22 protein-coding genes and 1 pseudogene are annotated in these 25729 nt (G+C 61.7%); 18 read left to right on the top strand and 5 right to left on the bottom strand.

Translation table 11 applies throughout. The features are described 5' to 3' along the window. A partial coding sequence (locus tag ABN482_RS06480) for a hypothetical protein (RefSeq protein ID WP_349503219.1) occupies positions 1-188 on the top strand: 188 nt, incomplete at its 5' end. A 2-nt stretch (positions 189-190) separates the two neighbouring features. Here ABN482_RS06480 and ABN482_RS06475 read toward each other — a convergent pair. After that, positions 191-937, bottom strand: a complete 747-nt coding sequence (locus tag ABN482_RS06475; RefSeq protein WP_349503218.1) for a tyrosine-protein phosphatase — start codon at positions 935-937, stop codon at positions 191-193. 262 nt (positions 938-1199) lie between these two features. On the opposite strand from ABN482_RS06475, the gene ABN482_RS06470 reads away from it, so the two are divergent. Then, positions 1200-2015, top strand: coding sequence for a tellurite resistance TerB family protein (locus tag ABN482_RS06470; protein WP_349503217.1), 816 nt, complete (start codon positions 1200-1202; stop codon positions 2013-2015). 317 nt (positions 2016-2332) lie between these two features. Here the strand turns inward: ABN482_RS06470 and ABN482_RS06465 are convergent, their stop codons facing one another. Next, positions 2333-3139: a methyltransferase domain-containing protein gene (locus ABN482_RS06465; RefSeq protein WP_349503216.1), complete on the bottom strand. Its 807-nt coding sequence runs from the start codon at positions 3137-3139 to the stop codon at positions 2333-2335. Positions 3140-3418: 279 nt separating this feature from the next. Between ABN482_RS06465 and ABN482_RS06460 the strand changes: the two genes are divergently transcribed. From ABN482_RS06460 to ABN482_RS06405, 12 genes are all read left to right on the top strand, one after another. After that, the gene (locus ABN482_RS06460) at positions 3419-4477 is read left to right on the top strand and encodes an iron ABC transporter substrate-binding protein (protein WP_349503215.1); all 1059 of its coding nucleotides are present in this window, start codon (positions 3419-3421) and stop codon (positions 4475-4477) included. Between the two features lies 1 nt (position 4478). Continuing rightward, positions 4479-5573, top strand: coding sequence for a FecCD family ABC transporter permease (locus ABN482_RS06455; RefSeq protein WP_502877252.1), 1095 nt, complete (start codon positions 4479-4481; stop codon positions 5571-5573). Beyond that, on the top strand, positions 5570-6364 hold the full coding sequence (locus ABN482_RS06450; RefSeq protein WP_349503214.1) for an ABC transporter ATP-binding protein: 795 nt from the start codon (positions 5570-5572) through the stop codon (positions 6362-6364). Before ABN482_RS06455 ends, ABN482_RS06450 begins: the two co-directional genes overlap by 4 nt. Further along, positions 6361-8526, top strand: coding sequence for a TonB-dependent receptor plug domain-containing protein (locus tag ABN482_RS06445; RefSeq protein WP_349503213.1), 2166 nt, complete (start codon positions 6361-6363; stop codon positions 8524-8526). The genes ABN482_RS06450 and ABN482_RS06445 overlap by 4 nt, the downstream gene beginning before the upstream one ends. Positions 8527-8612: 86 nt before the next feature. Continuing rightward, the gene (locus ABN482_RS06440; protein WP_349503220.1) at positions 8613-10286 is read left to right on the top strand and encodes an ABC transporter ATP-binding protein; all 1674 of its coding nucleotides are present in this window, start codon (positions 8613-8615) and stop codon (positions 10284-10286) included. 152 nt (positions 10287-10438) lie between these two features. Then, positions 10439-12742 carry a TonB-dependent receptor gene (locus ABN482_RS06435; RefSeq protein WP_349503212.1) on the top strand — a complete coding sequence of 768 codons (2304 nt, stop codon included), beginning with the start codon at positions 10439-10441 and terminating at the stop codon, positions 12740-12742. Next, positions 12742-13794, top strand: a complete 1053-nt coding sequence (locus tag ABN482_RS06430; RefSeq protein WP_349503211.1) for a FecCD family ABC transporter permease — start codon at positions 12742-12744, stop codon at positions 13792-13794. Before ABN482_RS06435 ends, ABN482_RS06430 begins: the two co-directional genes overlap by 1 nt. Then, positions 13785-14567, top strand: a complete 783-nt coding sequence (locus ABN482_RS06425) for an ABC transporter ATP-binding protein (RefSeq protein WP_349503210.1) — start codon at positions 13785-13787, stop codon at positions 14565-14567. Before ABN482_RS06430 ends, ABN482_RS06425 begins: the two co-directional genes overlap by 10 nt. Next, positions 14564-15658, top strand: coding sequence for an ABC transporter substrate-binding protein (locus ABN482_RS06420; protein WP_349503209.1), 1095 nt, complete (start codon positions 14564-14566; stop codon positions 15656-15658). The genes ABN482_RS06425 and ABN482_RS06420 overlap by 4 nt, the downstream gene beginning before the upstream one ends. After that, positions 15655-16671, top strand: a complete 1017-nt coding sequence (locus ABN482_RS06415) for a hypothetical protein (RefSeq protein WP_349503208.1) — start codon at positions 15655-15657, stop codon at positions 16669-16671. The genes ABN482_RS06420 and ABN482_RS06415 overlap by 4 nt, the downstream gene beginning before the upstream one ends. After that, positions 16668-17552: a Rossmann-like domain-containing protein gene (locus ABN482_RS06410; RefSeq protein ID WP_349503207.1), complete on the top strand. Its 885-nt coding sequence runs from the start codon at positions 16668-16670 to the stop codon at positions 17550-17552. Before ABN482_RS06415 ends, ABN482_RS06410 begins: the two co-directional genes overlap by 4 nt. A gap of 96 nt (positions 17553-17648) precedes the next feature. Beyond that, positions 17649-18317: a dienelactone hydrolase family protein gene (locus tag ABN482_RS06405; protein WP_349503206.1), complete on the top strand. Its 669-nt coding sequence runs from the start codon at positions 17649-17651 to the stop codon at positions 18315-18317. Positions 18318-18329: 12 nt separating this feature from the next. On the opposite strand, the gene ABN482_RS06400 is transcribed toward ABN482_RS06405, so the two are convergent. Beyond that, positions 18330-19484, bottom strand: a complete 1155-nt coding sequence (locus tag ABN482_RS06400) for a deoxyguanosinetriphosphate triphosphohydrolase (protein ID WP_349503205.1) — start codon at positions 19482-19484, stop codon at positions 18330-18332. 119 nt (positions 19485-19603) lie between these two features. After that, positions 19604-21298: a 3-dehydroquinate synthase gene (gene aroB / locus ABN482_RS06395; RefSeq protein ID WP_349503204.1), complete on the bottom strand. Its 1695-nt coding sequence runs from the start codon at positions 21296-21298 to the stop codon at positions 19604-19606. A 117-nt stretch (positions 21299-21415) separates the two neighbouring features. Here aroB and ABN482_RS06390 point away from each other — a divergent pair, with 117 nt between their 5' ends. Then, complete coding sequence (locus ABN482_RS06390; RefSeq protein WP_349503203.1) at positions 21416-23866, top strand: penicillin-binding protein 1A; 2451 nt, start codon at positions 21416-21418, stop codon at positions 23864-23866. Between the two features lie 210 nt (positions 23867-24076). Then, positions 24077-24655: a DUF4136 domain-containing protein gene (locus ABN482_RS06385; RefSeq protein WP_349503202.1), complete on the top strand. Its 579-nt coding sequence runs from the start codon at positions 24077-24079 to the stop codon at positions 24653-24655. An 86-nt stretch (positions 24656-24741) separates the two neighbouring features. Here the strand turns inward: ABN482_RS06385 and cyaY are convergent, their stop codons facing one another. After that, positions 24742-25071, bottom strand: a complete 330-nt coding sequence (cyaY, locus tag ABN482_RS06380; RefSeq protein ID WP_109062752.1) for an iron donor protein CyaY — start codon at positions 25069-25071, stop codon at positions 24742-24744. 35 nt (positions 25072-25106) lie between these two features. Between cyaY and lptM the strand changes: the two genes are divergently transcribed. Both lptM and ABN482_RS06370 read left to right on the top strand, forming a co-directional pair. After that, positions 25107-25295: an LPS translocon maturation chaperone LptM gene (lptM, locus tag ABN482_RS06375; protein ID WP_502877251.1), complete on the top strand. Its 189-nt coding sequence runs from the start codon at positions 25107-25109 to the stop codon at positions 25293-25295. Between the two features lie 118 nt (positions 25296-25413). Beyond that, positions 25414-25729 (top strand): annotated as a pseudogene (locus tag ABN482_RS06370) (diaminopimelate decarboxylase); the annotation flags it as partial.

The following is a 25729-nucleotide window of genomic DNA, read 5'->3' as shown; positions in this document are numbered from 1 at the left end:
AGGCGGGCAATACCGTGGTGATCATCGAACACAACCTCGATGTGATCAAGACGGCCGACTGGCTGGTGGACATGGGACCGGAAGGCGGCGGTGGCGGAGGTCGGGTCGTGGCACAAGGCACGCCGGAAGATATCGCCCGCCACCCGGACAGCCATACGGGGGCCTATCTGGCGCGGTATCTGGACTGATTTCAGTCCAGCAGCCGCCCCTGCAATACCTGGCGATCCCTGGCCCCGACGCCAATGTGCTGCAGGTATCCCTCGACGCTGCCATGGCGCGCCTCAAGATAGTCCAGCGTGTCGGACATGGTTTGCGGCTTGCAGGCCAACAGGGGTTCGATCACGGCGGCACTCATGCCTTCGCCATAGCAGGCGGCGACCATCTGCGACATGCGGGAGGCCATCAGGCTTTCCGTCAGCGCATAATCCTGCACGATGACCTGTTTCTCCACACCCGCCAGCGCCAGCAGCAGGCCGGCCACCAGCCCCGTGCGGTCCTTGCCGGCAGAACAGTGAAACAGCACCAGCCCAGAGTCGGCACGGCTGATGGTAGTCAGCACCTGGGCAAAGGCATCGCCGCACGTCTCCAGTGCCTTGGTGTACAGCACGAACAGCATGTCCGTATCGGCATCACCGGCTGGCCAGCTTCGAGGAATGATGCCCTCGAACACCGGGATGCGATGCTGCACCACCGGGTCCTGGGAGGTAAAAGGGTCCGGTGCCCGCGCCGCTTCCGAGGCTTCGCGCAGGTCTATCACCGTCGCCAGCCCGGCATCCAGCAACTGGCGCTTGCCGGCCTCATCCATCTCGTACAGGCTATCGGCGCGCAACAGACGACGCCATTGTGTCTGCCCCTGGTCGGCCGGATAGCCTCCCAGGTCGCGGACGTTGCAGGTACCGGGGATGGCGATGTGACGGTCGGGGCTGGGCGTATTCATAATGTATGGGTCGCACCTATGGGGATCGCACGCAAGGCCGTGCATCGGAACCCAAGCATAGCCCAAGCCCATGACATGCAAAAAATACCCCCACGCTTGTCGCTACGCTCCGACGCGGCCCCCCAAGGGAGTGTTTTTTGTCTTGGGGCGGCCCGGCGACAAAAAGATACCTGCCGGATACAGCCTGCAAGCATTTTGCAGTGAACCATTTTCCTGCTGCACAGTCTGAATCCTGATACCAATCTGACAAGGAACTGAAAGCATGTCGATCCAAGCCATTCTGCAACAACTGCTCCAGTCCGGACAGGGCCTGGCCAAAGACGTGGCTTCCTCGGCTGGCCTCGGTCAGCAACAGCAGCAGCAAAATACCGGGCAGGGAAAGTCCCTGCTGGGCGGCTTCACCGGCGGCGCACTCACGGGAGGCGCGCTGGGGCTGCTGCTCGGCAACAAGAAATTCCGCAAGATGGGTGGCAAGGTCGCCGCATATGGTGGCATGGCCGCACTCGGGGCCGTGGCCTACCGGGCCTACCAGGACTGGCAAAGCAAGCCCAGCGGTCAGGCCGCCCCGGCACAGCCCCAGCCCTATGGATCACACGCCCCGCAGCCCTCCCACGCGACCGGCAACCAGACCAGCGCCTTTGCCTATCCTGCCGCCACACCCGCAACGGCACCGCTGCCGGTGACCCCGCAGGCCTACGCCCAGTTGCCTGCCCCCGAGATCGAACGCCACAGCCGCAACGTGCTGGCCGCCATGATTGCCGCCGCCAAGGCTGACGGCCACATCGGCGCGGAAGAGCAACAACTGCTCGATGCCGAATTCCAGAAACTGCAGGGTTCACCGCAGGACCAGCAGTGGATCGCTACGCAACTGGCCGGCCCGGCCGATCCGGCTGCCATTGCACGCCTGGCCGCCACACCCGAGCAGGGCGCGGAAATCTACCTCGCCAGCCTGCTGATCACGGATGCCGACAGCTTCATGGAGCGCGCCTATCTGGATGAACTGGCTCGCCAGCTCGGCCTGGCTCCGGATCTCAAGCTGCACCTGGAGAACACTGCCCAGGCGCATGTAGCAGCCTGATCCGCTGTTCCGAGGCAAAAGAACAACAGATCAAGAAACCGGATCGAACACCTCTTCGATCCGGTTTGCATCCAGCACATTGAGCGTCCATTGCTGCAAGTCCGTCAGATCTGCGACAGCCATGCGATCCTGTATCGGGGCCGGAATATGGCCGAACTTGCGCAACAGTAATTGATTGAGTGTCGTGACGGCAGTTGCAGGGCTTCCTTGAAGCAGACGGCAGGCAATCTACCGGATTGCTATCTCATTGAAAATTGGACAAATTTGTCACACAAAGGGGCTGCATTTCATTGCACGCCCCCCATGAAACAAGCCCGTCAGGTAGCCAGCGTACCCGCCGGTTCCCAGGAAATCAGGGCCCAGCAGATATCCCCGCCACCGCGTCGGGCACGTTCCGGATCGGCACCATACCATTCGGCCAGGCGGGCCTGCTCGTCAGCGTTCAGTTCGCCGAACGACCAGGCCACCTTGTCGATGAACTCCTGGGCATCACGGGTGCCGGCCAGCCGGCCCGGGAAAGTCAGATAATCCACGCGCGGATGAATCCCCATGCCGTGCAGGATATTGACGATATAAACATAGTCGGGAAAGGCCCGCACCTGCCGGCCCAGCAGCTCGGCAATCGCCGCATCGCCAAAATGCCCGCCAACCAGGTGAGTCATGTAGCAGCGCAAGCGCGCATGCGACGTCATCTTGTGCAGCGCATCTGCCATGTCCGGCACCAGGCTGGAGCGTGAGGCGACTGCAATATCGCAGACCGGCACGCCTTCCCAGTCATCCGTCCAGGAGCGCAGGATCGGGGTGACATTGTCCGCGCCCGCAGCCCTGGCGTTATCGGTCAGGCACTCCAGCATGCCCGGACTGTAGTCCAGTCCGTACACCGCTTCCAGCCGACCCGCCAGCGGCACACCGATGGTACCGGGTCCACAGCCGATATCCAGCAGCGTGGCAGCGCCTGACAGGTCCATGCGGGCCAGGAATGCCTTGGCGTAATCGCCCTGCATCATCTTGGCCCCGGCCGAGCGGGCGCGCTCATCCCACACGCTGGCGGGTTTTTCCGGGCGGTCGCTGCAACGCATGTGCTCGCGATACATTTCGGCAAAATCAAGGTCGTGGATGATCATGTCTGGGTAATCCTGCTGCGCGGGTTCGATATCTTGAATCATGACTGCCGTACGCGACAGCCAACTGTCTGGTTATATACGGCAGGACATAACAATACATCCGATCCATCCCTCAAGTCTGCCCACGGGCCATGATCCGTTGTGGAATTTGCGGCCCGTCAAACTCGACAAGCAATCGCCCTCCCTCTACACTCGCCGCCCTGGTTATATATACGCATATATAACGATTGATGAACATCATGCCTGTGAACACCCGGGCAACAGACGCAGCACACCACGATGCACCGACGATCTTTCCTGTCCGCCGCAGCCAGCGGCCTGCTGTTGCAGACTTTTGCCCCGCGGCTGCTGGCCGCCCCGACCGAACCACTGATTGCCGTACAGTTCGGCCAGTTCCCGTCCGGCGATCAGGTACGTCGGATCGCCAGCGCCGGCCCCCTGGCCGATGTCATGCTGATCTCTCTGGTGCCGGACAAGCTGCTCGGCATCTCGACCCACAATATCCCGGAATCACGCAAGAAATTCTTTCCGGAGTCGGTGCGCCATCTGCCCAATACCGGCCGGATCGCGGGCCGGGGCACCACCTTCCCGATGGAGTCATTGCTGGCCCTGCAGCCGGACCTGATCCTCGACCTGGGCAATACCAGCGATACCTATACGTCCACGGCAGAACGTGTCTTCCAGCAGACAGGCATCCCCTATCTGGTGATGAGCGGGCGCCTGGACGCCTCGGGCGAGCAGTTGCGCACGCTGGGCGAAATGCTCGGTGCCGCCGAGCGCGGACAGACACTGGGTCGTTTTGCCGACCGCGTACTGGCAGATGCCCGTCGCCTGCGCGAGCAGACAGCGGCACACCCTGTACGCGTGTTTTTCGGGCGCAGCGCCGATGGGCTGGAGACCGGACTGTCCGGCTCCATCCATGCCGAGGTCATCGACACGGTAGGCGGCTACAACGTCGCGGCTGCAGCCGGCAAGGAGCTGCTGGCCCGTGTGTCCATGGAACAGTTGATCCAGTGGGATCCCGACGTCATCCTGACCCAGGATGCCAACTATTTCGAGCGGCTGCGCCACGATCCTCTCTGGAAAGACCTGCGTGCCGTCCAGACAGGTCGCATCTATCTCGCGCCCACCATGCCGTTCGGCTGGCTGGATCATCCCCCCGGCATCAACCGCCTGCTGGGCATTCTCTGGTGCACGCACGTTTTCCATCCCGAAGTCCTGCCACTGGCGCGTTATGAGGCAGCCGTGGCCGAGTATTTCGAACTGTTCTACGGCTACCGTCTGGCCCCAGGTGAACTGGCGACCCTCGACCATCGCGCTGCCCTGACAGGCGGCTGAGATGACGGCACCGTCTTCCTCTACCGGCGATCCGGCTGCCAGCCGGACAGCCTCCTCCACTGCGCCTGCCCACTCTGGCCCGGCCACAGAGCGTTCATACCGCCTGCCTGCAACCTTGCTGCCGGCACTGTGCGTGCTGATCGTGTTCGGTGCCTTTTTCGTGGGCCAGTTTCCGCTGGGCCTGGACGATTTCCTGACGTCGGCCCGCCACTGGTTCCTGGAGGGCGGACAGGCCGCCCCCACCGCCGTCGACAAAGTGCTCTGGCAGATCCGCCTGCCACGCATTCTGGCGGGCGTGTTTGTCGGTGCCAGCCTGTCGGTAGCCGGTGCCGCCTACCAGGGCATGTTCCGCAATCCACTGGTCTCGCCCGACATCCTCGGCATCACGGCGGGCGCGGGCCTGGGAGCCATGCTGGCCATCTACCTCGGCCAGCCGGTCATCGTGATCCAGTTGGCCGCCTTCTGCAGTGGCCTGCTGACGGTCGGCCTGGTCTGTCTGGTGTCGCAGGCGGCACGGTTCCACAGCCCGACACTGGCGCTGGTGCTGTCGGGCATCGCCATCGGTGCCCTGTGCGGTGCCGGCATTTCACTGGCCAAGATCCTCGCCGATCCCTACCGCGACCTGCCCAGCATGACCTTCTGGATGCTGGGCGCGCTCAATTCCGTAACGCTCGACGACCTGCTGCCGACCCTGCCGGTCATGCTGGCCGGCATGCTGCCCCTGGCCCTGCTGCGCTGGCGCATGAACCTGCTCAGTCTGGACGATGAGGAAGCCCAGGCCCTGGGCGTCAACGTGCGCCGGACCCGCCTGCTCTTCATCCTCTCGGCCACCCTGATGACCTCCGCCTCGGTCGCCATCACCGGCATCATCGGCTGGGTCGGACTGGTCATCCCGCACATCGCCAGGCTCTGGGTCGGCCCGGATTTTCGTCGTCTGCTGCCGGCCAGCCTGTGCCTGGGTGCCGGATTCCTGGTGCTGACCGATACCGTGGCGCGCACCCTGTTTCCCATCGAGGTGCCGCTGGGCATCATCACAGCCTGCATCGGCGCACCCTTTTTCCTGGGTCTGCTGATCCGCACCGGAGACCGGCGATGAGCCTGCTCGCCCTGCATGCCGTTTCGGTGGGTTATGGCACACGCACCGTCCTGTCCGATATCGATCTGCTGCTGGAGCCGCAGACCGTGCTCTGTCTGCTGGGGGCCAACGGCTGCGGCAAGACCACGCTGCTGAAGACCATCCTGGGGCTGATTCCATCCACATCCGGCGAAATCCGTATCGAGGGCCGTCCGCAGGCGGACTGGTCGCGCACCGCCCTGGCACGCCGCATCGGCTATGTGCCACAGGCGCACCACGGTGTCTTTCCCTTTACGGTCGAACAGGTCGTGCTGATGGGCCGCACCGCCCACCTGCCCTGGCATGCCACGCCCCGTCCCGCGGATATCGATATAGCCCGACACAGCCTCGAGCTGCTCGGTATCGACCACCTGCACCACCGCAACTACATGCATCTCAGCGGAGGTGAACGCCAGCTTGTGATGATCGCCCGGGCGCTGGCCCAGGAACCGGCCTTGCTGATCATGGACGAACCGACCTCCAGCCTGGATTTCGGCAACCAGATCCGCGTGCTCGAACACATCGATCAATTACGCGCCCAGGGCCTGTCCATCCTGCTGACCACGCACCAGCCCGAGCAGGCTGCCCGCCTGGCCGACCGGCTGGTCCTGCTGCACCAGGGCCGCGTCCTGGCCCAGGGCATGCCTGGCAACGTCCTGACCCCGGCCCATCTCGCCCGGATCTACGGGCTGACCGAACACACCGTGACCGCCCACCTCCCGCATCTTTTCCCGTCTGCTCCGGCAGACGCCCGTCACCGAGAAGCACCATGACAATACGCTACTACCCACTTTCCTCGACACGATATCGCCCGGCCTGTCTCACCGCACTGGCAAGTGCCCTGCTCTGCCTGGGCGTACAGCCCGCGCTGGCCCAACAGGCTGCGCAGGCCAACAACACGGCCACCAGCAACCAGAACGTCTTTACGCTGGGCACGATTGCCGTGCAGGGCGCACGCCAGACCGAAGCCGAAAAAGCCGAAACGGTCGTGGACCGTGAGACCATCGATCTGCTGGAGAAAAAAGATGTCGGCACCGCCCTGTCGCTTGCGCCGGGCGTGTTCTACAACCGGCCTCAAGGTGGGCGCTATGAATCCAATGTGATCGTCCGCGGCTACGATCTGCGCTCGGTCCCGATCTTCGTCGATGGCATCCCCGTCTACATCCCGTACGACGGCTATTCCGACCTGGGTCGTTTCACGACCGCCGACATTTCCGAAATCAATGTCGCCAAGGGCTACAGCTCGGTCATGTACGGGCACAACACCCTGGGCGGTGCCATCAACATCGTCTCGCTGCGTCCGCGCTCGGAATTCGACGCCAATGCCATCGTGGGCACGGCCACCGGTGATGTGTCGGAAGCAGCCGTCAACGTCGGCACCCGCCAGGAAAACTGGTATCTGCAGGCGGGCCTGTCGCACTACGAGCGCAAGTACACACGCCTGGCAGAGAATTTTGTCGGTGAAGATGCCCGCGGCAACGAAGTCGATTCAGACAAATACAACTACCGCACCCGCGACCGGCGCGGCAGCCTGCGCTTTGGCTACACCCCCAACGCCACCGATGAATACGTGGTGAGCTATGCCAAGCAGGAAGCGGTCAAAATGCCGGGACAGACCGGCAGTCGTGGCTTCGTACCCGCCACATGGGAGTGGCCGAAATGGGACCGCGAGACGATCTCCTTCGTGTCGAACACGCGGTTCCTGGATGACAAGTTTTATGTCAAACCGCGTGTTTACTATGACAAGTTCGACAACACGATGGACTGGTGGCGCAACCAGCCTAAAGGCAGTCATTATCGTGACAAGGCCTTTGGTGCGTCATTGGAGCTGGGTACCGAAATCATCGAAAACCACCTGATCAAGACCATGATCAGCTACAAGGACGAAGAACACCGGTCTTTCGATACCGATATTTATACCGGTGCCGGTATCGCAGGAACTGACCAGAAAGTCACCCAGGAATTCTTCTCGGTCGCACTGGAGGACACGTGGACGATTTCCGACCAGTGGGAAACCCAGATCGGTGCCCTCTATACCCGCCGCAAAGCCGACGCCAGCGATATCGGCGTCAACACCCAAAACCTGATCAACCAGTATCCGGCAGCCGGCTCCATGCTCAACCCCAGCATCGACACCATTGATCCGCAGGCAGCACTGTTCTACAAACCGACCGAGAATCATACCTGGCGTGCCAGCATCGCCCGCAAGACCCGCTTTCCGTCGTTCAAGCAAGCCTACTCGAACTATGCTGCAGGCAACGAAGCACGCTGCCCGGCCGGCGCAACAACCTGCACACCCGGCACCAACGTCCCCTCCATGACGCTGCAGAATCCAGGCCTGGCCCCTGAAAAGGCCATGCACTACGAACTGGGCTATGCTGGCCGACCGCTGCCCGACCTCTACATGGACGCCAGCGTGTACTACAGCGAGTCGAAAGACGCCTTTGGCCGGACCGACCGGGACTTTGTCACATACCCAGGCTACGCCATCCAGCAGAACGTCAATCTGGACGGCAAGACCGAACGCAAGGGCCTGGACCTGAGCCTGAACTACACGTTCGCCCCGCGCCTGAGCGTCGGCCTGAACTACAGCTACCTGCACATCCGCAACAAGGATGACTCCAGCTACCGGTTCACCGACATGCCCGAGCATTTCGGTATCGCCTATGCCGACATTCGCGCCACCGAATGGCTGACGGTCACGCCCTCGATCGAGTATCGCGGCAGCAGCTATTACGACACCAAGGGCGAGGACAAGAACCCCGGCTACGCCATCACCAACCTGAAGTTCTCCGTCACGCCCCCGGCCTGGAAAAACGCCACCTTCAGCATCGGCGTCGAAAACCTGTTCGACAAAGACTATCGCGCCTTCGATGATGAATACGCCAGCCCGGGCCGCAGCTTCTTTGCCAATCTGCGGGTGAGCTACAACTGATAAAAAGCCGGCATCACGATGTGCCGGCCTGACCGCTCTGGTCAGGCCGGCATGATGTATGGCATGGAGACTGATCGTTGAAGAATGTGCTGACCCTGATCAAGCTGTCGGGAACCTCCAGGATGGCATTCCTGCTTTGCTTGATCATTACATCAGCAGCGTCGTTCGTATCCGTTCTGCCGGAATTGTTTATCGGATATGTCATCAACACGCTGTCAGGATCTGCAAAAAACAATACCCTCATCAACGCGATCACTGAATGGACTGCATACTTTTCCGGAATCTCCAGTCTCATTGCCACGGGATTCGGATTCTTTCTTCTTGCTTCCGTCCTGACGACCCTGATGAAGGACCTGTCCGGCTACTGCGCCACCATCCTGTCCGAAAAAATCCTCAGCAATACGAGGCGCGTTCTATACGCCAAACTCAGCCGAATCAACTACCACGAATACATGACCCTGACAAAAGGCCAGGCAGTCAATACCGTGATGAATGACACCTCGCGACTCAGCCTCATATTCGAAAGACCGTTCTATACAATTCTTTCCGACTCGTTCGATCTCATCTGGATTGCCGTTTTTCTGAGCATGATCGACATCAACATCCTGTTGATTCTGCTATGTGCGGTACCAATAATCTATATCGCCAGCATCAAGACAGGAAAGGCGCAAAAGAACATTGCCGACAGCATACGATCCGTAGATATACGACTGACCGAAAAAGTCGAGCAGACGGTCAGCGGCTACGAAGTCATCAAGAGCCTGAACGCCGAAAGCACGGAAGTGAAAAAATTCGAGCGGGAACTGAAATCATCACTCGCCTTGCGCATTCGTGGCGCAAAAAACCTGTCCCTGTTCTTCCCGATAGAGGGATGCCTGCGAGCCGTCGCCATTACGGCCGTCGGCACCTATATCAGCCTGAAGGTAGGCGAGTCTGCGCTGTCAGTAGGGATGATTGCAGTGGGGATACTGTATTCGAACAAATTCTTCTCTCCTATCCGCAATATTTCCCAGTACTACCAGGCTATCCAGAAAGGCCTCATCTCGGCAGAAAAAATCATCGATTTTCTGGCCCTGCCGGAAGAATCCCTGCATGCACCAGGTACCCAGGGATCGGCCATGCGCCAGGATCGTGTGCAAGCGCTTGTCGTCAAAAACCTGACCTTTTCAACTAGAGATAAAGATATATTTTCTGGATTATCCTTTGCATGCCATTCAGGGCAGTTCATATTGATCAAGGGGCGCAGTGGTGCTGGAAAAACTTCGCTTTTCAGGATCCTGCTCGGTTTTCATGATATCCCCGATGGCTGCATCTCGATCAACCAGCACGACATCAATACTTATGATCGCCAGCAATTGCGGTCAATGATCGCCTACGTCTCGCAAAAACCATTCATCCACAACGACACGGTTGCCCACAACATCTGCTACCCAGAAACAGACGCACAGGCTACTCAACTCCATGAAATCATGGCGCTGCTGAACCTGACACACCTTGAATCACCGCTGATTCATTGCGAGGAAGGAAAAAACCTTTCCGGGGGAGAAATGGCCAGAATTTCATTCGCCCGTGCACTTCTGCGAAAACCAGGCATCCTGCTGCTGGATGAAACTATCGCATCCCTGGACAAGGAAAATACAGCCTGCATATTGAAATCAATAGAGAAAATCAATAAAAACGGCACGCTCGTCTTAATGGCCACCCATAGCAACAGCACGGAACTGCTTGGCATGGCCGATGCCGTCATCAACATCCGTTGAGCCACGAAGCTGGCTGATTTGACTGAATACCCTGATTTTCAGTATTTATATTCACAGAAGCTTGCTGCACCACAAACTATAACGCCGCGTTCACCGCTTATCTGCCCACAAATTGGTTATATATGATCATATATAACCAGAATGGAAGGAAGATGAAGCACCCGAAGCAAAACCCCGGACTTGGCCTGCGTCGCAACGCCTGTCTCGCGGCAGCCATCGCCGCCACACTCCCGCTGTCCACCATCGCCGCAGACGCGCCCGATCATCCTGTTACCACGCTGCCTCGCATCCACATTGAGGATGATGCCTTCTCCGGCGATCTCATCAATCAGGGAGGCAGGGTCAATACCGTCACGCATATCACCGAAGAAGGGCTGAAGCTGCTGGGCAGCCCGGCCCAAAGCAATCCCTGGACTGCCTTGAAAATGGCACCCTCCGTCAATTTCCAGTCGGCGGATGCCTACGGTCTGGGCCGTCCGGTCAGCATGCGTTTGCGCGGTAAAAGCTCAACACATATTGGCCGCACGGTTGAAGGACTGCCAATCGCGGGAGAACCGGGATTTGCCAGCGGCAAAGGCGGCGGCGATCTGTTCGACATGGAAAACATGAGTGGTGTATCACTCATGCGAGGTGCCATCCCCGCAGATCGAGGGCTCGGCTTTTCCAACTCTGGCGTGGTCGACATGACGCTGCGCGGCCCGGAGCAGGAAGCAGGCATGCAGTTCTCGCAATCGTTCGGATCGGATAATTTCCGCCGCACCTACGTCCGACTGGACTCCGGCGCGCTGAACATCCCTGTACGCGCCTTCATCTCCATGTCCGACACCCATGCAGACAAATGGCGCGGCCCTGGCGACCAGAACCGCCAAAACGTCGAAGCAGGCCTGGCCTTCGATATTTCTCCGCGGATCAAGGCGGAGATTTTTGCCGTGCATCATGAAGTCAAATGGCACGATTATCGATCACTGACCTACGATCAAGTCAGCAGCGGTGCCACCTATGACAGCATCGAATACAGTGATCGGCTGACCGGCAATCCGGCCAGCGATGCGCTGTATTATGGTTTCAACCGGCAAAATTACACCAACAATGCCATTCTGGGCAAACTGACCGTACAAACCAGCGACAGCTCTCGCCTGCTCTTCAAACCCTATTACTGGCGAGAAAAGGGCTGGTCACTGGCAGGCAATGCCAGCAACGGCAATGTTACGCTCTGGGACATCAAGCACGATACCTACGGTTTTGACCTGCGACACGAGACGGAGCAGAGCTGGGGACAATGGGTCGTGGGCTACTGGTATCAGTCCAGCGAAGCACCACCCCCCCCCACGGCACAGCGCCAGTACCGCATCCAGCCGGATGGCAGCCTCCAGTTCCGGCAATGGTCGACACTGGCGGAAACCACGCGCCACCGCTTCGACAACCCCTATGCCTCCGTGACCTATCAACTCGGCGACCTGCGGGCGCATGCAGGTGTACGCTACATGAGCTACAAGGACCCGTCCTTTACGTACTACAAGGGCAATACCGCACCTGACGTCAGCTACGACGATGTCTTCGGCTACAACCCCGAGCGGGATCCGGACAAATACTCCGTTGGTCGTCGCATCCATAGCTGGCTGCCCAATTTCGGGCTGGCCTGGACGCCCACCGCAGAATGGACGTTCAGCGCCAATTACGGGCGCACCTACGGCCGGCAGAACTGGGGCTCGGTTTCCGGGGCATTCAGCGACGCCAACCGCCCTGCGTTCGAAGCCGCCGGAATCACCTTCAATGACATCTGGAACGGCCTGCGCCCCGAGCTTTCCGACAATATCGATCTGGGCGCACGCTACGACTTTGCCTCGGGCTATGTTGCCACGACCCTTTACCAGACTCGCTACAAGCACAAGCAACTCAGCCTGTACGACCCCTATATCATCAATCCCGATACGGGCAAGGGAGTCACTTATCACCAGTCCGTCGCCAAGGCCACTGGCCGGGGTATCGAACTGGAAATGGGCTTGACCCCAGCCAGAGACCTGGATCTCTACCTGTCCTACGCCTACAACGATGCATCCTACGATGACGACGCCCAGACCGCCGGCAACCGCATCGTCAACGTCAAGGGCAAACAGATGCAGGATTCGCCAAGGCACATCGCCAGCCTCAACGCTTACTGGCACCCGGACAACTGGACCTTGATGGCTGGCCTGCGCTATATCGGCTCACGCTTTGGCGACACCGAGGAAAAGGAAAAAGTGGCTGCCTACACCGTCGTAGACCTTGGCGTCGGCTACACCCTGCCCAGCACCCTCGGACTGCGTGACCTGAGCCTGAACCTGACGGTATCGAACCTGTTCGACAAGCGCTATATCGGCATCATCGGCACATCCGACTATGCCGTCGGCGGCGGTACGTCCTACATGCCCGGGGCACCGCGAACCATCGCCTTCAACCTGAGCGGACGCTTCTGATGGCGACTGCCATCCCGGCTGAATCACGACACGATCCGAGATCGGCAGGCATCGGACGCGTCTATCTGCCTGTGCTGCTGGCGGTCCTACTGGTCGGGGCGGCTTTTGCCATGAGTGTCGGGCATTATCCGGTGACTGCCTCCACGGTACTGGATATCCTGGTTGCGTCCCTGGGCTTGTCCGACACCTCGCATCCGGCATCCGTTGTGAACGTCGTGATGGCCGTCCGACTGCCTCGCGTGCTGGCCGCCATCACGGTCGGGGCGGCACTGGCAGCCGCCGGAGTCGCCTACCAGGCACTGTTTCGCAACCCATTGGCTTCGCCGGCACTGCTGGGCGTCTCGTCAGGTGCCGGTTTCGGAGCCTGTGCAGCCATGCTGTTGCAGGCTGGTGCCCTGGGCATCCAGACGAGCGCTTTCGCTGGCGGGCTGGCTGCGGTCGGACTGGCCCTGCTGATCGCCAATCACCTCGGCCGGGGTGCCATCCTCATTCTGGTATTGAGCGGGCTCGTGGTATCGGCGCTGTTCCAGGCGTTGACCTCATCCCTGAAATACCTGGCCGACCCCCTGGACACACTGCCCGCCATGGTGTTCTGGCTACTTGGCAGCCTGGCCCAGGCCAATCGCCAGGAGTTGTGGCTGGCCATCCCGCTGGTCTTGCTGGGGCTGCTGATCTTGCTGCTGCTGCGCTGGCCGACCCAGGTTATGGAAGTCGGTGAAGATGAGGCACGCATGCTCGGCATTCGGGTGGGACTGGTTCGCCTGCTGGTGATCATCGCCGCAACACTGATCACTGCCGCCGCCGTCAGCCTGGCCGGCATCGTCGGCTGGGTCGGCCTGCTGGTACCCCACCTGACACGCCTGCTGGTCGGCCCCGCCTACCCCCGGCTGTTGCCCATGACCATTCTGATGGGCGCAGCCTACCTGCTCCTGGTCGATACGATCTGCCGCAGCGCCTTTGCCTCGGAGTTGCCACTGGGCGTTGCCACAGCAGTCATCGGTGCCCCCGTCTTCATCATCATCCTGATGCGCGCGAGACGACAATGGCACTGAAAGTCACCGAACTGGCCTACCACCACCCCGGGCAGGCATCACAGGTATTCAGCCAGATAAACCTGACGCTGGCAGCCGGCGATATATTGTGCTTGCTGGGGCCGAACGGGGTCGGCAAGACCACGCTGCTGCGCTGCCTGGCCGGCCTGCTCCAGCCCACGGCGGGCCGCATCCAACTGCACGACCGCCATCGCCAGCCAGTGAACAGCCCCACCCAGCGCGCCAGAATGCTGGCCTATGTTCCGCAGCAGGCGCGCGACAGCAACCTGAGCACGCTGGATATGGTTCTTGTCGGCCGCACCCCTCACCTGCCGCCGTTTACCCTGCCCGGTCGTGCAGATATCCGCATCGCCCTGGATGCGCTGCACCGGGTCGGTATCGCACACCTGCAGCAGGCCCCTTTCAACTGTCTCAGCGGTGGCGAACGCCAGATGACGCTGATTGCGCGCGCCCTGGCGCAAGAACCCGAGCTGCTGATCATGGACGAGCCGACATCCGGCCTGGATCTGGGCAATCAGGCCCGCGTGCTGACTGTCATCCGCGATGTGGCCAGTGCAGGCCTGTCCGTTATGCTGACAACACACCAGCCCGAACATGCCTGGTTCCTCGACGCGCAAGTCGCCGTCCTGTCGGATGGACGTATCCTGGCCGCCGGACCGGCCGCCACCGCACTCGACAGCGATCTGCTTTCCGTCCTGTACGGCTATCCGGTACAGATCCTGTCGCAGCAGAATCAGCCCATAGCCTGTGCACCCAAAAGGCCTGCCCTATGATCCGCTCGAACGCCGGTGCGCTGCACGCCATCCTGCATCGACTGTTTTCAATCTGCCTGCTGATCGGTGCACTCTTGCCTGCGCTGGCCACCGCCCAGTCAGATGCTGCCGACACCCACCTCATCACCGACATGGCCGGGCGGCAAACCGTCGTGCCCCATGCCATCCACAGTGTGGCCACCGTGGGTTCCGTGCCGGTACTCAACAGTCTCCTGTTCGCACTCGACTCGGGCGACCTGCTGGTCAACGGCCTACCCGATTTTGCCCGGACGCCACGCTGGGCCTTCCAGTACCTGTTCGCCCCCGGCATCCGCACTCTGGCCAGCTTTCAGAATCCGGACAGATCAGTACGTATGGAAATGCTGCATGCGCACCAGCCCGATCTCGTCCTGACCATGGATCGGCAAACGGCAGACCGGTTGCAACAGGCCGGACTGGCAACCTTGCATCTTTCCTGGCGTCATCCACAGGATGTACGCAAGGCGGTTGACTTGCTGGGCGAAATTCTGGGCAGGCAGGAGCAGGCGGCACGCTTTCGACAGCATTTCGACCAGACGCTGGCCCGAGTCCAGTCTACCCTGGAGCACGCACGGCCAGTAGCGCCGCGTGTCCTGTATTTCAACCCTCGCACACTGACCCAACCGCATCTGGTCGCCGAATGGTGGATCACGGCAGCAGGCGGGCACAGTGTCAGCCAGGACGACCGGCAAACCGAATCCCGGACATTCACGCTGGAGCAACTGCTGGCCTGGGATCCAGAGATTCTCATCGTCGGTACGCGGCAGGAGGCCGAAATGATCCAGGCCGACCCGCGCCTGGCGAATATCGCTGCCGTGCGCACGCACCGTATCCTGGTCACACCCGCCGGGGCCCACCCCTGGGGCAATCGCACGGCAGAACAGGCTCTCACCGTGCTGTGGGCCGCTACCCGTTTCCACCCCGGGCTCTTCAGCCAGGAAACGCTGCATGCCGACGTGCAGGCCTTCTATCGGGATATTTTCGGCATCACACTCACACCGCAACAGATCACGACCATTCTGTCCGGTGGACCCTCTGACTATTTTCCCGCACCCGCAAGGAGTTCAAGATGACCTCACCATCCAGCCACCTCGCCGTGGAGCACCAACCTCCATCCACACAGGCCACGCTGCAAAAGCTGCTCCATGGATACAAGTCTTTCCAGATTCTGTACAGCGCCTACACCAGCCATCTGTTCGACTGGCTGGCCACACGCACCCATCCCGTCTCAAAAGCCGACATCGTCGCCGCCCAGGGCCTGCGCGGTGCCCATGCTGGGGCCTGGCTGCAAAGCCTGGTAGAGCTGGGTTGCCTGCTTCAGGATGAAAACGGCTTCAGCCTGGACCCCGGCTGGCGCAAGCTGCTGGTCAGCTCCAGTCCCTGGTTCATGGGCACCACGCTGGATGAACTGGCGACTCCCGGTGGCCGCTGGTCGGAACTGAACCGTTTCATGCACGAAAACCAGCACCAGACATTGCGCGCACCTGGCATGGGAAGTCCGCTGGCAGCCCATCCACAGCATGCCGATGCACTGACCCTGGCTCGCCATCTGCAACACATTGCACCCGCCAGCCGAAGCCTGCTGTGCTTCGATGCCAGTGCCGGCCTGCTGGCCGCCCACCTGTGCCGGTTGCTGCCGCTTGAGCACATTACCCTGGTCGTACCTGAAACCCAGCATGACGATGCCATCAGCCTTCTGCAAGAATTCGGGCTGGAGTCACGCTGCCAGTTGCATACCGGCACACCGCTGACATTCGCACAGGAAGATCACTACGAACTGGTCCTGCTGTTTCACTCCCTGTATGCTGTCCGCAAAGTCACCAATGATGCGCTGGCAGCCGCCAGCGCACGACTGGCCTCCGGAGGCCTGCTCGCTGCCGCGCACTGGTTCTGCCTGGAAGCCTGCGAACCCGCACCGGGAGGCATCGAGCAGATGGATCGCGCCGTCATCACTGATTACCATCCCATGTGCCACGTAGAGACATTTTGCGACCGGTTGCTGAACCTGGGCCTGCACGCTGCAGACAAACAGGATCTGCCCGGTGAATATGGCACCCTCAAACTGCATCTGGCCAGGAAACCATGAGCACTTATTCCACCTCCAGCCCGTCCTCTCCAGCCAGTGCTGCAGCCCCGGATCACGCCCTGCTGGCCGACCTGCGCGACACCATCGTCGAGGCACTGGGCGACACTCTCGACACACTGCTGATCGAGCGTGTCGTGGTCGGCCTGTTTTTCTCCGGCGTCAAACTCGGCAATGGTGCCTGCGGCCTCAGCGCCACACCGATCAAAAGCATCCCCGCTGCCGTCTGCTGCCCCAGTTCGGCACTGGCACTACCCAGCCCCGGCAAGCTGCGCGGGCGCCCGGCCGCCGACCTGCTGGACGACCTGACCGGCAAGCAGGACATGCGCCGCGCCCTGGCCATCGCCACACTCAATGCGCTGGTCGAAACGCTCTGGCAGCGCGATGGAGCCCCTGCCGCTCTCGCCGTCACGGACGGCGACACCTTCGATGGCATGGACATCCGTCCGGATGACCGCGTGGTGCTGGTGGGTGCCTTCGCCCCCTATATGCGGGAACTGCGCAAGCGGCAGATCGACTACCGGGTACTGGAACTGGATATTTCCACACTCAAGGAAGTCGAACTGCCACACTATGCACATCCCGATACGGCACCCGAGGTCATCCCCTGGGGCACGGTACTGGCCGTCACCGGCACTACCCTGATCAACGGAACGCTGGACAGCCTGCTGGCGCATGTCACACCGGGCATGCGGGTCGCCGTGATCGGCCCGACCGCCCCGCTGCTGGCAGCGCCTTTCGCAAGACGCGGCGTGACCCACATCGGCGGGGCCCGCGTACTCGATCCCGATGTGCTGCTCGATATCCTGGCCGAAGGCGGTTCCGGCTATCATTTTTTTGGCTCGCTGGTGGAACGGCTGACCCTGCACGCAGGCAGGCACTGACATCGAGTCTCCAGACTGTCATCCGGGCGCGGTTGTGCCGCGCCCGGGTCTGGCACACAATAGGTGTCTGCACTGACACCCTAAAGGAGAAAACCCATGTCCCAGGCCAATCTGACGTTCAAGCGTCCCGATGGTTCCGACTGCCCGGCCTACCAGGCGTCCCTGCCCGGTGGCCGCAGGGGCGTTGTCGTGTTGCAGGAGTGGTGGGGGCTGAACGAGCAGATCTGCAGCGTGGTGGATCGCCTGGCGAATGCCGGCTATCAGGCACTGGCCCCCGACCTCTATCACGGCCGTGTCGCCCAGGATGCCGATGAAGCCAGCCACCTGATGGACGGCCTGGATTTTTCCGGCGCGACATTCGAGGACATTCGCGGTGCCGTTGCCCATCTGCGCGAGCAGGGCTGCGAAACCGTCGCCGTGATCGGATTCTGCATGGGCGGAGCACTCACCATTGCCAGTGCCGTCCACCTGCCGGAAGTCAATGCTGCCGTCTGCTTCTATGGCATCCCCCCGCAGGAAGTGGCCGATCCAGCACAGATCCGCACACCCTTCCAGGCGCACTTTGCCAGCCGCGACCACTGGTGCACACCGGCAGCCGTGGATGCGCTGGAAACCGCCATGCGCGATGCCGGCCAGTCACCGGACATCCATCGCTACGAGGGCGAGCATGCTTTCTTCAACAAGCTGCGGCCCGAAGTCTACGACCCCGAGGCCAGCGAACTGGCCTGGAAACGTACACTGGATTTCCTGCTCAAGCACCTGTAGACGGCACCTGCCCTACATCTGGAACAATCGCTTGTGCTCGCTGATCGCGTAGCGATCCGTCATGCCGGCGATATAGTCCGAAATCGCCCGCAGCTGTTCCACCTTGTCGGCACGCTGGTAATCCGGCGGCAGCAGGCGCGGATCGTCCACGAAAGCCATGAACAGCTCACGGATGATGGTGCGCGCCTTGCGCGTCATGCGCATCACCTGATAGTGCCGGTACAGGTTGTCCATCAGGAATTTCTTGAGCACATCGGCCTGTGCCCGCACTTCGGGTGAAAACCCGGCAATCGCCGGTGCCTGCCGCAGTTCATCGGCAGACTGCGGCTTGAGTTCCGCCAGACGCTGCTGCGTGGTCGACATCAGATCCACGATCAGGGTATTGATCATGCGCCGGATGGTTTCCGACAGGATGCGGCGCGGTGCCACATCGGGATAGCGCTTTGACACGGCATGGTAATGCCGCTCGAACAGTTCCACTTCCAGCAACTGCTCCAGGGTGATCAGGCCCGAGCGCAGGCCGTCATCGACGTCATGATTGTTGTAGGCGATCTCATCGGCCAGATTGGTGAGCTGAGCCTCCAGCGACGGCTGGGTGCGGTCGATGAAACGGCTACCGACATCGCCCAGTTGCCTGGCATGGTAATGCGAACAATGCTTGAGAATCCCCTCGCGGGTCTCGAAGCACAGGTTCAGCCCATTGAACTCGGCATAGCGTTCTTCCAGTTCATCGACTACCCGCAGGCTTTGCAGGTTGTGCTCGAAGCCGCCGGCATCGGGTGAAATCTCGCGCAGGCAGGCATTGAGTTCATCCTGCCCGGCATGGCCGAACGGGGTGTGCCCCAGGTCATGCGCCAGCGCGATGGCCTCGGTCAGGTCCTCGTTGAGCCGCAGGTTGCGCGCCAGGGTACGGGCGATCTGCGCCACTTCCAGGCTGTGCGTCAACCGGGTCCGGAACAGGTCGCCTTCGTGGTTGACGAACACCTGCGTCTTGTACTCGAGCCGGCGAAAGGCAGTGGCATGGATGATGCGATCACGGTCACGCTGGAACTCGCTGCGATTGGCCGAAGCCGGTTCGCGATATCGACGCCCCCGGGTCTGCGCCGGATCGCAGGCGTAGGGAGCCAGCGCATGCGCTTCGATCACGGCGGACAGTTTGCTTTCCATACATTGTCTCCTGGCAGGGACGGCTGCCTGCCGCCCGGATACTCAAAATCGCAGATGCGTCATACCCGCCACATTGCCCGAACCGGCCACACCGCGCCATGATGCAGCGCAATAATCGATCATGCCACCGTCGCCGCCAGAACATCGCGCACCGCCTCATCGGGGGCCGCGCAGCGCACGGCCTCGCCAATCGAGGGCAGCAACACGAAACGGATCTCGCCGGCCTCGGCCTTCTTGTCGACGCGCATCAGGTCGAACCAGCGCTCGTCGCCCAGGTCAGGTGCCGCAACCGGGCAACCGATGGCCTCGACCAGGGCGCGGATGCGGTCCACAGACTCGCGCGGCAGTCCACATACCCGTGCCGACAGTTCGGCAGCCTGCACCATGCCGCAGCCCACGGCTTCGCCGTGCAGCCACTGGCCATAGCCCAGCCCCGCCTCGATGGCATGGCCAAAGGTATGCCCCAGATTGAGAATGGCGCGCAGGCCCGACTCACGCTCATCCTGCGACACCACATAGGCCTTGAGTTCGCACGAGCGCGTGATTGCCCAGCGCAGTGCCTCGGGCTCGAGGGCGCGCAGGGCCGCCACATTGCGCTCGCACCACTCGAAAAAATCAGCGTCGAGAATCATGCCGTACTTGATGACCTCGGCCAGGCCAGCCGAAATCTCGCGTGCCGGCAACGTGCGCAGCACATCGGTATCGACCTCGACCGCGATCGGTTGGTAGAAGGCACCGATCATGTTCTTGCCCAGCGGATGATTGACGGCCGTCTTGCCCCCCACCGACGAATCCACCTGCGCCAGCAGCGTGGTCGGCACCTGGATGAAGCGGATGCCACGCATGTAGGTGGCGGCGGCAAAGCCAACCATGTCGCCGATCACACCGCCCCCCAGCGCCACCAGAACGGCACGCCGATCGAACTTTTCTGCCAGCAGCAGGTCGAATATCAGGTTGAGCGTCTGCCAGTTCTTGTGCGCCTCGCCGTCCGGCAGTTCCAGTTGCACCACCCGATGCCCGCTGGCCTCGAGCGCGGCACGCACGCGGGCACCATAGTGCGCCGCCACGGTGGGATTGGTCACCAGCGCCACGGCCGTGGCATCTTCGGGTACCGCCCGGGCCAGCGCGTCGAGCCGACCAGGCGCGATGCGAATGGGATATTGCCCGCCAGGAGTGTCTACATTGACGATATTCATGATGCCCGTATGAGGTTGTGCCGTAAAAGAATGCTTGTCCGGTGCGGTATGCAGCATGCGGATCAGCTTGCGCACCAGGGTCGTCACCGGTACCGTGCCGGTTTCCAGGCGCAGGCCCGCGACCTCGTGGTAAAGCGGTTCGCGCCGCTGCATCAGTTCGTGCAGGGTCTGGCGCGGGTTGGCGGTCGCCAGCAACGGCCGGTTGCGGTCGCGTGCGGTGCGTCGCACCAGTTCGTCCAGTTCGGCCTGAAGATAGATCACGATGCCATGTTCGCGCAGCAGCTTGCGGTTGCCTTCGACGGTGACGATGCCCCCCCCGGTCGCCACCACCACACCCTGCTGGTGCACGTACTCGGCCAGCAAGCGCGATTCGCGCTGACGAAACCCGGCTTCGCCCTCGATATCGAAAATCACCGGGATGCGCACGCCGCAGCGCGCTTCCAGGGCATGATCCAGGTCGACAAAGGCGTAGCCCAGTTCGCGCGCCAGCCCGCGCCCGATGGTGGTCTTGCCCGCACCCATCATGCCGACCAGGAAAATCGGCCGGCCGAACGGTACGGACACGCCGTCGTGCGGCACGGCGGCAACCGTATTGCTCGTTTGTAAAATGGCGTTCATAACATCCATTATCCCATTCGCAAGGGTTGTTTGGGCGCGACATAGACCAATCCTGTTACATACACCGCACGCAGAGATGCCGCCACCCTGCATAACCCCGGTAAAATCCGCCCTGAAATGAGCCAAGATTCCTCCCCCGACCAAAAAAATCCGGCCCCACGCAAGGGATCGCGCCTGCTGCGCTTCTTCGTCAAGACAGGCGTCTTCTTTGCCGGGCTCGGCCTGTGCGTGGCCCTGCTGGTCGCCATGGCGCTGGCGCTGGCCTGGCCCAACCTGCCGGACCTCAACGCGATGACCGATTACCGGCCACGCGTGCCGCTGCGCGTCTACACCGCAGACAAGGTCCTGATCGGCGAGTTCGGCGAGGAACGCCGCAACGTACTGCGCATCGACGAAATCCCCGATGTGATGAAGTCGGCCGTACTGGCCGCCGAGGATGACCGTTTCTACCAGCACGGCGGGATCGACTGGCTGGGCGTGATCCGCGCCGGCCTGACCAACGTGCTGACCATGTCCAAGTCGCAGGGTGCGAGCACCATCACCATGCAGGTGGCCCGCAACTTCTATCTGTCGTCGGAAAAAACCTACTCGCGCAAGTTCTATGAGCTGCTGCTGACCTTCAAGATCGAGTCCAGCCTGACCAAGGACCAGATCCTGGAGCTGTACATGAACCAGATCTTCCTGGGGCATCGTGCACACGGCTTTGCAGCCGCCTCGCGCACCTACCTGGGCAAGCCGCTGTCCGAAGTCACCGCTGCCGAGGCTGCGCTGCTGGCAGGCGTTCCCAAAGCCCCCTCGCGCTTCAACCCGATCTCGAATTTCCCACGCGCGCAGGTGCGCCAGCACTATGTGCTGAATCGCATGCACCTGCTCGGCTATCTGACCGATGCCGAATACCAGGAGGCCATGCAGCAGGAAATCGAAGTTCGCGCCGGACAGGGTACGCCGGCTGGCGGCTACGCCATCCATGGCGAATACGCGGCCGAACTGGCCCGCCAGTTGCTGTTCAATGTTTACCAGGACAACGTCTACTCACGCGGCCTGAACATCTACACCACGATCAATTCGCGCGATCAGGAACTGGCCTACCAGGCGGTGCGCGATGGCGTGCTGGCCTACACCCGCCGCGCCCGCTATCCCGGTCCTGAAGGACAGGCCAGTCTGGCTGCTGGCCTGGAGCAGGACGCGCAGGCGTTCGACGAGCGACTCGATGAAATCCTCGAAGCCTATCCCGACAGCGCCGATCTGCAGTCTGTCGTGGTGCTTGCTGCCAGCGGCGACGCCATCAAGGTCGCCCGCAACTCACGTACCATTATCGACATCACCGACAAGAAGGTACTCGACGTGGTGCGACGCGGCCTCGACCCCAAGGCCTCCGAACAGCAACGCATCCAGCGCGGCTCAGTCGTCTACGTCCGCAAGACCGGCGACGATGCCTGGGAAATCCTCAACATGCCCGGCGTGCAGGCAGCTTTCGTATCGCTGTCGCCCGAAGATGGGGCCATCCGCGCCATGGTGGGCGGCTTCGATTTCAACCGCGGCAATTTCAACCGCGTCACGCAGGCCTGGCGCCAGCCCGGCTCCTCGTTCAAGCCATTCATCTACGCCGCCTCGCTCGAGCGCGGCCTGACGCCTGCCACGCTGATTTCCGACCAGCCATTCAGCCTGACGGCAGCCGAAACCGGCTCGCGTGACTGGAATCCCAAGAACTACGGCGGCAAATACGAGCCGGCACTGACCATGCGTCAGGCGCTGTACAAGTCCAAGAACATGGTATCCATCCGTATCCTGCAGGCCATCGGCCCCAAGTACGCGCAGGAATACGTGACCCGCTTCGGCTTTGACGCCAACCGCCAGCAGCCCGTGCTGCCGATGGCGCTCGGCTCGGGCGAGGTCACGCCGCTGCAACTGGCCGGTGCCTATGCCGTATTCGCCAACGGCGGCTACCGGATCACACCCTACCTGATCGATCGCGTCACCGACGGCGAAGGCAATGTCATCATGCAGGCCAGGCCCATCGTGGCCGGCGACAGCGCCGCCCGTGCCATCGACCCCCGCACCGCCTATGTCATGGACGACATGCTGCGCGGCGTGGCCACCTCGGGCACCGCAGCGCGCGCGCGCGCCACCCTCAAGCGCAACGACCTGGCCGGCAAGACCGGCACCACCAACAATTCGGTCGATGCCTGGTTTGCGGGCTACACCCCCTCGCTGGTGGGCATCGCCTGGCTGGGTTTTGACCAGCCGCGCGGCCTGGGCAGTTCGGAAACGGGCGGCGGTGTCGCCATGCCGATCTGGATCGAATACATGCAGGGTGCCCTGCAAGGCGTGCCCGAAACCCGGCGTCCGGAACCCTCGGGCCTGACCCGCCAGGGCGGCGAGCTGTATTTCTCAGAGTTTCCTCCGGGACAGGCCGTCGCCACGCTGGGGCTGCCGGTACCCGATCTGGTCGGCGATTTTCTCAATGACCTGATCCTGCGCGAGCAGCAAGGTGGGCAAGAAGGCGCATCCGGCACGTCGGATGCCGCCGGCAACAGTCAGATTCCACCGATTCCACTGCCCTTCTAAACGAATTCTATTCCCACTTTTTGTTACAGCAGGATAGAATAGGACGGTGCCACCGTCCTGCGCAGGCCAGGTGAGGCGGTGCTGTAGGCACAGCAGTCGAAACCACCCCCAACGGGGCATCCTCGTTTCATGTTGCCGGCAGCAGTCCCCCCTGACCCGGGTCAAAGACGGGCCAGCCGCATGAATGCGAACGACCATCTCGGAGGCTTCATGCATTACACCCGCCTGACCCCTGTCCTGGCCGCGCTGGCCCTGTCAGCATGCGCCAGCACCCCCAGTGTCTACACGGACTTCAGTCCGACCGTTTCTTTCAGCAATTTCCACAGCTACGGCTGGGTGAAGGAACCGACCGATGTACCGCCGCTGGTCAGCCAGCGCATCGTGGCCGATATCAATGCCCAGCTCCAGGCCAAGGGGTGGCGCCTGGAACAGTCCGCAGCCAATGCCGACGTCGCGCTTGCCGCACACGTCTCGACCCAGCAGAAACAGACCCTCAATACCTTCTATGACGGCCCCACCTGGGCAGGCTGGGGCTGGCAGCCGGGCTGGTACGCACCGGGCTGGTATGCACCCGATGTCAACATGGCGACCACGACCGTCTATACCTATGAAGTCGGCACCCTGGTGGTCGACATGTTCGACACGAGGAACAAACAGGCCATCTGGCGCGGCAGTGCCACCGATACGGTACCGCAATCGCCCCAGGCCCTCGATGCGGCGCTGAAGGCCGGCATCGACAAGATGTTCTCGGGCTTCCCGCCCGAAAGCCCCAAGCCCGTCCGGCAGTAATACAGCACGGGCAACCGTCGCCATGAACCGGGGTACAGGCCCGACATGGCGACAGCAGCCTGGCCTGACAGGCCAGGCTGCCGAGCCTACAGCTTGACTGTCAGCACCTCGCCTGCCGCATTCGACACGATCTGCGACAGTGCCTCCGGCAGGTCCGGGCCACCACGCGTATCACGCCAGTGTCCATCCTGCAGCCGATAGTGAAACCCGCCACTGCGCGCTGCCACCCAGATTTCCTGCATCGCAGCCTGAGTGTTGATCACGATCTGTGCGTTTTCCCCAAAAACCAGCGTCAACACGTTACCATTACGGCTGGCCTCGATATCCAGGTCCGTACCCGCTGCCCAGTCATCCGCCTGGCTCTCGATATGATCCAGCACCTGCTCGGCAAGCGTCAGGAATTCGGTTTCGTTCATCATGTGTCCCCTCTGCCAAAACGGAGTTTCTTGAAATGTCTGCACCCTTCAGTCCTGCGGATGCACGTCGGTATGTGCGCATTGTAGCCATGCTGCTCGTCCTTGGGGGAATCACCGGCTGCGGCTACAAGGGGCCACTGACACGCCCGGCCCTGGCCGAGGCCGCACCGGCCATCATGGTCGATACCCTGCCTCACATCGCCCGGCACGAACACGCTGCCTAGGCCAGATTCACTGGCTCAGGCGTATCAGCCATACAGTTTTGCAATGATCGTGGGCATCCTTGCCGGTCCTGCCTGACAGCAAACCTGCATTCACTCTTTTTATCTTCCAGATCTCCTCATGACGTCCCCCGTTTCATCCGAGCCAGTCGGCCAGCCACATTTCCATTACGCCAACGGCCAGTTGCATGCCGAACAGGTTGCCCTCGAGCCGTTGGCCCGCCAACTCGACACGCCGCTGTACGTCTACTCCCGCGCCGCCCTACAGACCGCCTGGGCACGCTATCAGGATGCGATCGCCGGCCGCGACGTGCTGGTCTGCTATGGCATGAAGGCCAATTCCAACCTGGCGGTGCTGGCCGAGTTCGCCCGCCTGGGCAGCGGCTTCGACATCGTCTCGGGTGGCGAACTGGCCCGTGTGCTGGCCGCCGGCGGTG

This window comes from Corticimicrobacter sp. (assembly GCF_040137905.1).
Taxonomy (GTDB): domain Bacteria; phylum Pseudomonadota; class Gammaproteobacteria; order Burkholderiales; family Burkholderiaceae_B; genus Corticimicrobacter.
Note: the sequence above shows the minus strand (reverse complement) of the source record. Positions and strands in the feature narration are given on the sequence as shown.